The organism is Streptomyces sp. NPDC050485 (assembly GCF_044458185.1).
Taxonomy (GTDB): Bacteria; Actinomycetota; Actinomycetes; order Streptomycetales; family Streptomycetaceae; genus Streptomyces.
Genome location: NZ_JBITHR010000020.1, coordinates 130,374 through 137,669, shown reverse-complemented (window position 1 = coordinate 137,669; position 7,296 = coordinate 130,374). Strand labels below are relative to the sequence as shown.

The 7,296-nt window shown below is 73.4% G+C and carries 8 protein-coding genes; 3 read left to right on the top strand and 5 right to left on the bottom strand.

Annotated features, from left to right (window positions below; translation table 11 throughout):
* Window positions 1–129: 129 nt before the first annotated feature.
* Genes ACIBK6_RS32155 through ACIBK6_RS32145 form a run of 3 tightly spaced genes read right to left on the bottom strand, consistent with a single transcriptional unit; the run spans window position 130 to window position 1,798 of the window.
* Window positions 130–858 (bottom strand): isocitrate lyase/phosphoenolpyruvate mutase family protein, encoded by a 729-nt coding sequence (locus tag ACIBK6_RS32155; protein ID WP_399055179.1) that lies wholly within the window; start codon window positions 856–858, stop codon window positions 130–132.
* Window positions 846–1,304: a carboxymuconolactone decarboxylase family protein gene (locus ACIBK6_RS32150; RefSeq protein ID WP_399055177.1), complete on the bottom strand. Its 459-nt coding sequence runs from the start codon at window positions 1,302–1,304 to the stop codon at window positions 846–848. Before ACIBK6_RS32150 ends, ACIBK6_RS32155 begins: the two co-directional genes overlap by 13 nt.
* The gene (locus tag ACIBK6_RS32145; protein ID WP_399055175.1) at window positions 1,301–1,798 is read right to left on the bottom strand and encodes a carboxymuconolactone decarboxylase family protein; all 498 of its coding nucleotides are present in this window, start codon (window positions 1,796–1,798) and stop codon (window positions 1,301–1,303) included. The genes ACIBK6_RS32150 and ACIBK6_RS32145 overlap by 4 nt, the downstream gene beginning before the upstream one ends.
* 47 nt (window positions 1,799–1,845) lie before the next feature.
* On the opposite strand from ACIBK6_RS32145, the gene ACIBK6_RS32140 reads away from it, so the two are divergent.
* Entirely contained in the window at window positions 1,846–3,255 is a 1,410-nt protein-coding gene (locus ACIBK6_RS32140) for a PLP-dependent aminotransferase family protein (RefSeq protein WP_399055173.1), read from the top strand.
* Between the two features lie 4 nt (window positions 3,256–3,259).
* Here the strand turns inward: ACIBK6_RS32140 and ACIBK6_RS32135 are convergent, their stop codons facing one another.
* Complete coding sequence (locus tag ACIBK6_RS32135) at window positions 3,260–4,111, bottom strand: hypothetical protein (protein WP_399055202.1); 852 nt, start codon at window positions 4,109–4,111, stop codon at window positions 3,260–3,262.
* Window positions 4,112–4,216: 105 nt separating this feature from the next.
* Complete coding sequence (locus ACIBK6_RS32130) at window positions 4,217–4,963, bottom strand: SAM-dependent methyltransferase (RefSeq protein WP_399055171.1); 747 nt, start codon at window positions 4,961–4,963, stop codon at window positions 4,217–4,219.
* A 180-nt stretch (window positions 4,964–5,143) separates the two neighbouring features.
* On the opposite strand from ACIBK6_RS32130, the gene ACIBK6_RS32125 reads away from it, so the two are divergent.
* Window positions 5,144–6,916, top strand: a complete 1,773-nt coding sequence (locus ACIBK6_RS32125; RefSeq protein WP_399055169.1) for a hypothetical protein — start codon at window positions 5,144–5,146, stop codon at window positions 6,914–6,916.
* A complete protein-coding gene (locus tag ACIBK6_RS32120; protein ID WP_399055167.1) occupies window positions 6,916–7,293 on the top strand; it encodes a hypothetical protein in 378 nt (125 codons plus the stop codon). The genes ACIBK6_RS32125 and ACIBK6_RS32120 overlap by 1 nt, the downstream gene beginning before the upstream one ends.
* The last annotated feature ends 3 nt before the right edge of the window (window positions 7,294–7,296 follow it).

Sequence of the window (7,296 nt, the reverse complement as noted above, 5' to 3'; positions counted from 1 at the left end):
CACCAGCCACTTCGCAGCACTTCGCCCCGCCGAGCTCACGCTCGACGGGGCGAAGTAGAACCAGCCCCCCCCGGATTAACCAACAGCATCCTTCCCGGACCGGGGGCACCCTCGTCTCACGTACGCCGGCTACATCGCCCGTACCTGCCGGGCGATGTCCCGCAGCGCGTCCGTCGCGCGGATCTGGAGGCCGGGGCCGAACGTGATGCGGCCCGCGCCCAGTTCACCGAGGCGGCGCGGCGACGGGGCGCCCGGCCGGACGGCCATGTTGACCGGCACCGGGACCGCGGCCGCGATCTCCGGTAGGTGCTCCGGCGGCGCGCCGAACGGATAGACGCCGTCCGCGCCCGCCGCCACATACGCGCGGGCCCGCGCGATCGTCGTGGCCAGCTCGGGAAGACCGCGGATGTACGTGTCGACCCGGGCGTTGATGAACAGCCGGTCACCCGCCTCCGCCCGCACCTCGGCCAGCCAGTCGGCGTGCCGGGCCGGGTCCTTGAGGGCGCCCTCGGCGGAGTCCTCCAGGTTGCAGCCGACCGCGCCCGTCTCCAGGAGCCGGTCCACCAGCTCCTTCGGGTCGAGGCCGTAGCCGTCCTCGATGTCCGCCGAGACCGGGACCGAGACCGCGCGGGCGATCCGGGTGACCGCCGCGAACATCTCGTCCGCGGGCGTCGACCCGTCCTGGTACCCCAGTGACGCCGAGACCCCCGCGCTCGGCGTCGCCAGGGCCGGGAAACCGGCCTCCTCGAAGACCCGTGCGCTGGCCGCGTCCCACGGGCCCGGCAGTACGAGCGGATCGCCGGGACTGCGGCCCTGGTGCAGGGCGCGGAAGGTGGCGGCGGGGTTCAGCTGTGCCATTCCGTCTCTCCGGGTGCCGTGCGGCGGGTCACCATCAGCCGGTTCCAGCTGTTGATGACGGTGATCGCCGCGATGAGGTGGGCGAGTTGGGTGTCGTCGAAGTGCTTCGCGGCGCTCTCGTACACCGCGTCGGGTACGAAGCCGGGCGCGAGGACGGTCACCGCCTCGGTGAGGGCGAGGGCCGCCCGCTCCCGCTCGGTGAAGACGTCACCCGCCTCCTGCCAGGCGCCGAGGAGGTCGAGCCTGGTCTGCGACTCACCGCCCTCGCGGGCGATCGCGAGGTGCATGTCCAGGCAGAACGCGCAGTGGTTGAGCTGGGAGGCGCGGATCATCACCAGCTCGGCGAGGACCGGATCACCGAGCCCGCGCTTGGCGGCGGCGGAGACCCCCGCGAGACTCAGATAGACCGCTTGGGGAACCTGGAACTCCCGTGCCGCACCGCTCACTTGTACATGCCCGGGGTGTAGTGACCGGCCACGCCCCGGGTGGTCACGCCGAAGCGGTTCCAGGCGTTGATCATGGTGATGGTGGAGATGAGATGCGCCAGCTCGGTCTCCTCGAAGTGCTTGGCGGCCTTCTCGTACACCTCGTCCGGTACGAAGCCGTCGGTGAGGACCGTGATCGCGTCGGCCAGCTCGATCGCCGCGAGCTCCTTCTCCGTGTAGAAGTGCGCGGACTCCTCCCAGGCGCTGAGCTGCACGATCCGCTCCACCGACTCGCCCGCCGCCAGCGCGTCCTTGGTGTGCATGTCCAGGCAGACCGCGCAGTGGTTGAGCTGCGAGGCACGGATCTTGACCAGCTCGGCGATCACCGGGTCGAGCCCCTGCTCGGCGGCGGCGCTCAGCTTGATCATGGCCTTGTAGACCTCCGGCGCGGCCTTGGCCCACTGGAGGCGGGGGGACTGCTCGGGTGCGTACGTCGTGGTCTCGTTCGTCGTCATGGCTTCGACGGTACGTGTCGTATGGCACAGGGGTATGGTCCATTCTCATGGTGAATTCCTGGGCCACTTCTCCGGAAACTCTCGGTGTCGATCTGCACATCGACGTGGGCGGGGCGGGCCTGCGCTCGGGGCTCATGGACGCGCTGCGCGAAGCCGTGCGCAGCGGACGGCTCGCCCCCGGCACCCGGCTGCCCTCCTCGCGCACGCTCGCCGCCGACCTCGGGATCGCCCGTAACACGGTCGCCGACGCCTACGCCGAACTCGTCGCCGAGGGCTGGCTCACCGCCCGCCAGGGCTCCGGCACGAAAGTGGCCCAGCGGGCCGTCGCCCGCCAGGACAGGCGCCACACCCACCGGCTCCCGGCCCGCCGCAAGCCGACGTACAACCTGCTGGCGGGCACCCCCGACCTCGCCTCCTTCCCGCGCGCCGAGTGGCTCAAGGCGGCCCGCCGGGCGCTCACCGACGCCCCGCACGAGGCGTTCGGGTACGGCGATCCGCGCGGCCGGATCGAGCTGCGCACGGTCCTCGCGGACTATCTGGCGCGGGCCCGCGGCGTGTACGCCTCGCCGGACCGCATCGTCGTCTGCTCCGGGTTCGTGCACGGTCTGATGCTGATCGGCAAGGTGCTGCGGGCCCGCCGGGTGCGGGAGGTGGCGGTCGAGTCGTACGGCCTGGACGTGCACTGGAAGCTGCTGACCGACGCGGGGCTGCGGCTGCCGCCGCTCCCCTTCGACGAACTGGGCACCCGCACCCAGGAGTTGGGGTCGCTGAAGGGGGCCGGGGCGGTGCTCATGACGCCCGCGCACCAGTTCCCGATAGGGGTGCCGCTGCTGCCGGACCGGCGGGCGGCCGCCGTCGACTGGGCGCGCGCCACGGGCGGGCTGATCGTGGAGGACGACTACGACGGGGAGTTCCGCTACGACCGCCAGCCGGTCGGCGCGCTCCAGGGCCTCGACCCCGAACGGGTCGTCTACATCGGCACCGCGAGCAAGTCCCTGGCGCCCGGACTGCGCATCGCGTGGATGGTGCTGCCCGAGCACCTCGCCGACGAGGTCGCCGAGGCCAAGGGCGGGGCGGACTGGACGGGCAGCGCGCTCGACCAGCTGACGCTCGCCGAGTTCATAGGGTCCGGCGCGTACGACCGACATGTGCGCGGCATGCGGCTGCACTACCGGCGCCGCCGCGACCAGTTGGTGGCTGCGCTCGCCGAACGGGCCCCCGACGTGCGGGTCAGCGGAATCGCCGCCGGGCTGCACGCGGTGCTCGAACTGCCGCCCGGCACCGAGCGCTCCGTCATCCAGGCCGCCACCTGGCAGGGCCTGGCCCTGGAAGGCCTCTCCCGCTTCCGCCACCCCGAACTCCCGCCGGACCGCGACGCGTTGGTGGTGGGGTACGCGACCCCGCCCGACTCGGGCTGGCCGGGGGCGCTCGACGCGCTGTGCCGGGCGTTGCCGTGACGGCCTAGCCGTCCTGGAGGGAGGGCTGCTGTTCGGTCTCCGGGGGCTCGCCGAAGCGGGCCAGGGCGAGGGCGCCGGCCACCGCCACCGCGAAGCCGGTGACCGTCAGCCAGCCGAGGCCCTCGCGGGTGCGGTCGCCCAGCCAGGCCACGCCGACCAGGGCCGGGCCGATGGTCTCGCCGATGACCAGGCCGGCCGTCGCCGTGGTGACCGAGCCGCGTGACAGCGCGGAGGTCAGCAGCAGGAACGCGGCGCCGCCGCCGAGCAGCAGCGCGTACAGCGCGGGATTCGTCAGGTCGAAGGGGTTGTCGATGAGGCGGACCGCCACCTCGACCACGCCGAAGCCGCAGCCCGCGCCGAGCCCGAGGACCAGGGCCCGGCCGCGGTCCGGAAGGCGGCCCCCGACCATGCCGGCCGCCAGCACCGCCGCGGACACCCCGAGCAGCCACCAGGGCAGCGAGGCGGGGCCCGCGTCCTTGCCCTCCGCGCCGGACGACAGGCCCAGCAGGGCGAGGCCCGCGCAGACCACCCCGACCGCCGCCCACTCCGCACCGGACAGCCTGACCCGCAGGACGCGGGCCGCGACCACCGCCGTCACCGCGAGCGAGGCGGCGAGCGCCGCGCCGACCGCGTAGATCGGCACCGAGCGCAGGGCGACGATCTGGAAGACGAAGCCGAGGCCGTCGAGCGCCAGTCCCGCCACATAGCGCCACTGGCGTACGGCGCGCAGCAGCAGCGCCGCGTCGACACCGGAACCGGCGCCCGCCCCCGTACTCGGCTCGGTGGCGCGCGTCGCGGCGGCCTGGAGGACGGTGGCCGTACCGAAGCAGAGCGCGGACGCAAGCGCGCAGATCATCCCAAAGAACACAGGGGGACTGTAGCCGCCCCCGCAGCCGTCCCCGCCGGGGGGCCGGGAAAGCCTCCACCCGCCGGGCTCCGCCCCGCCCCCTCGCCTGTCTCCCTACCCCGCCCTCACCTCCAGCGTCACGAACCCCAGCACCCCCCGGTACCCCCGCAAGTACCCCGCCCGGTGCTCCTGTGCCGTCTTCAACGCCTCGGCCGCGTCCGGGTGTTCGGGGTGGTCGAGGGACCAGCGGGACAGGGAGCCGGTCCAGGCGAATTCGTAGGTGTCCCACTCCTCCTGCGAGCTGACGTGCGCGGACACCGGCACCCAGCCCGCCCCGGCCACCTGGTCGAAGGTGCCTGCCAGGTCGGGGTACTCGTCGGGGGTGAAGCCCGCTTCCCGCATCACCTCGTTGACCTCGCCGCTGAAGAAGCCCTCGCCCACCAGGACGCTGCCGCCCGGCGCGAGATGGCGGCGGGCCGCCTCCAGGGTGGGGAGCAGGCCCCCGAAGGCGTGGGTGGCTCCGATGCACAGGACCAGGTCGTACGGTTCCGGCTCCGGCGGCGTGAAATCGCCCGCGTCACAGGAGTGCAGCCGTACCCGGTCCGCGAGGCCGGCCGCGTCGATGGCCGTGCGGGCCTTCTCCAGCGCGGTCCGGCTGATGTCGACCCCGTCCGCCCGCAGGCCGGGCCGGCCGGCCGCGGCCCGCACCAGCCATTCCGCCTCCGCGCAGCCGAGGTCCAGCAGTCTCCCCCCGCCGCGCGGCAGGGCGCGATCGAGGATCCGGCGCACCGACTCGTCGGAGAGCGGCGCGGCGATCGGATGGTCGGCGTGGGCGATGGTGCTGATGAGTTCGCGTTCCATGCCCGCATGGTGCCTCCGCCCGTACGGAGGTGCGAGGCAATTACCGCGCGGCGGGGATCGCGGGGGTGCGGGGGGCCGCGGCGCCGCTAACATGGCCTGCCTGGCAGCAGCCCCGCCCTCGAACCATCGGTCCGGCAGGGCGATTTGGGGCGCACGGTCACACCTCGGGGGAGCAGGAGCATGACGCAGGCCCATGTGCCGCAGCAAGCGGAGTCGACGGACCGGCAACCCGGCGGGCTGCCGCCGGTGCATCCGGCGGTCAGCGAGGCGACCCGGCTGATGGCCGCGGGCACGTACCTGGACGAGGAGTACCGCGACGCGGTCATCGACGAGCTGTACGTCCACGAGGAGCGGATCGTCGCGCCCTCGCTCGGCTTCGACGCGGCCCGGGTCCTCGCGCACGCGCTGCGCGCCCGCAACCTGGAGATCGCCTGGTCGCTCGGCATCCTCGTGCTCTGGGTGCTGAGCGTGGTCGTCACCCAGTACGCCTTCCTCGTCGTCCTGGGGCCCTGCCTGCTGCTCGGCGTGGCCCGGCTCGTCCGCGGCACCGCCAGACCCGCGCCCTGGTACCGCACCGTGCCCGCGTTCTTCCTGCGCTGGTGGGCGCGGAGCCTTCTCGCCGTGTTCGCCATCGCCGTGGTGGTCTCGCTGTTCGGCGGATACTCCTCCTCCTCGCACAACTACTCCTCCGCATACGGGAGTTACGGGAACGGCTACGGCTACGGCAGCTCCTACGGCAGCTCGGGCTCCGTCCCGCCGTTCGTCACGGGCCCCGCCCGCCTCGTCGGTGGCGGCGCCCTCGGCCTGGCGGGCCAGGGCTTCAGCCCGGGCCTCGGCTGGGGGATCCTCGCCTGTTTCGCCGTGCTCGCGCTCTGCATCGCGGCGCAGCGCGCCCAGTTCGCCCGGATCATGGCGGGCGAGCTCTCCCCGGAGGGCTTCCAGGACTTCGCCGCCGACCCCGCGCAGGCCAACGCCAACGGGCGGTTCCAGCGGCTGGCCGCCCTGATCCGCGCCGAGCAGCACGCCCGGCTCGCGGTCTACCGCGCGTACGCCCCCTTCCGCGGCGCGGGCGACCCCTTCGACCCCTGGTCGGTCTCCATCCAGCTGCGCCCCCGCAAGTCGCTCGGCGACCGGGCCCCGGCCCGGGTCTCCAACGCCGAGATCCTGCGCATGGTCGAGCCCCTCATCGCCCAACTCCGCGTCCCCGCACCGGCGGTGGCGGCCCAGGCAGGCGCCGTACGGGACCGGCTGCGGCAGCTGGAGATGACCGAGTACGTCTTCCTTCCGGTCGACGGGCTCCCCTCGCGCACCCACGCGCCCTACCGCGACGGCGACTTCGAGCAGCACCGGGCCGCCGCCCTGGAGGAGGGCGGCGAGGCCCGCAGGCACTTCCTGCGGATCCGGGTCGGCGGCTGGGAGGAGCACCTCGTCACCACCGTGTTCGTACGGGTCCACACGCAGGGCGGCATGCTGGTCCTGGAAATCGCGCCGCACGTCCTGCCGCCGCTGCGCGAGGACTTCTTCCGCGCCGACCGGGCCGCCCACGACTTCCGCTGCCGCAACCCGCTGGGCAAGGCGGCCTGGGCGCTGCTGCACACCCCGGCGTCCGCGCTGCGCTCCCTGGTCGTGCTTGGCCGCGCGATCGGCTCGACCTGGCACCGCCTCACCGGCGGGTACGGGCGAGCGCTGCCCGACGGGCCCGCCCGGTCGGTGCGCGAGCTGGCCGCGGCGCCCGACACCTCCCTGTTCCAGTCGATGGACTACCAGCGCTATGTGAAGTCCATCGAGGACCGGGTGACCAGCGGAGTGCGGAACGTGCTGTACGAAGCCGGGTACGACACCGGGCAGTTCGAGCAGAAGATCGTCAATGTCGCCCAGGGCGGGGTCATGATCGAGAACGCCCGCGGGGCGATCAGCGTCGGCGACCACAACACCGTCAAGAACGAGGGGTGATGACCATGTCCGACGGCGACAACACGCAGCGGTCCGTACACATCAGCGGGGTGACCGGCTCCGTCTCGGTCGGCGACCACAACAAGGTGCGGAGCACCTACCACGCGGGCGGCGCCGACGACGAGGCGCAGCGCCAACTCCTCGACGCCATCGTGGAGTTCAGGGCGGGTCTCGCCCAGCTGGTGGCCAACGACCAGACCCGCACCCTGGACGCGGAACTGGCCGACGCCGAGGGTGAGATCCGCACCGACGGCCGCGCGACCCCGGGCCGCCTCGCCCGGCTCGGCGAACTCCTCACCGGCGCCACCGCCATCACGGGCCTGCTCGCATCGGGCGAGGCGCTGGTGCAGCGGGTCCGCGAAGTGACCGGGCTGTGAGCG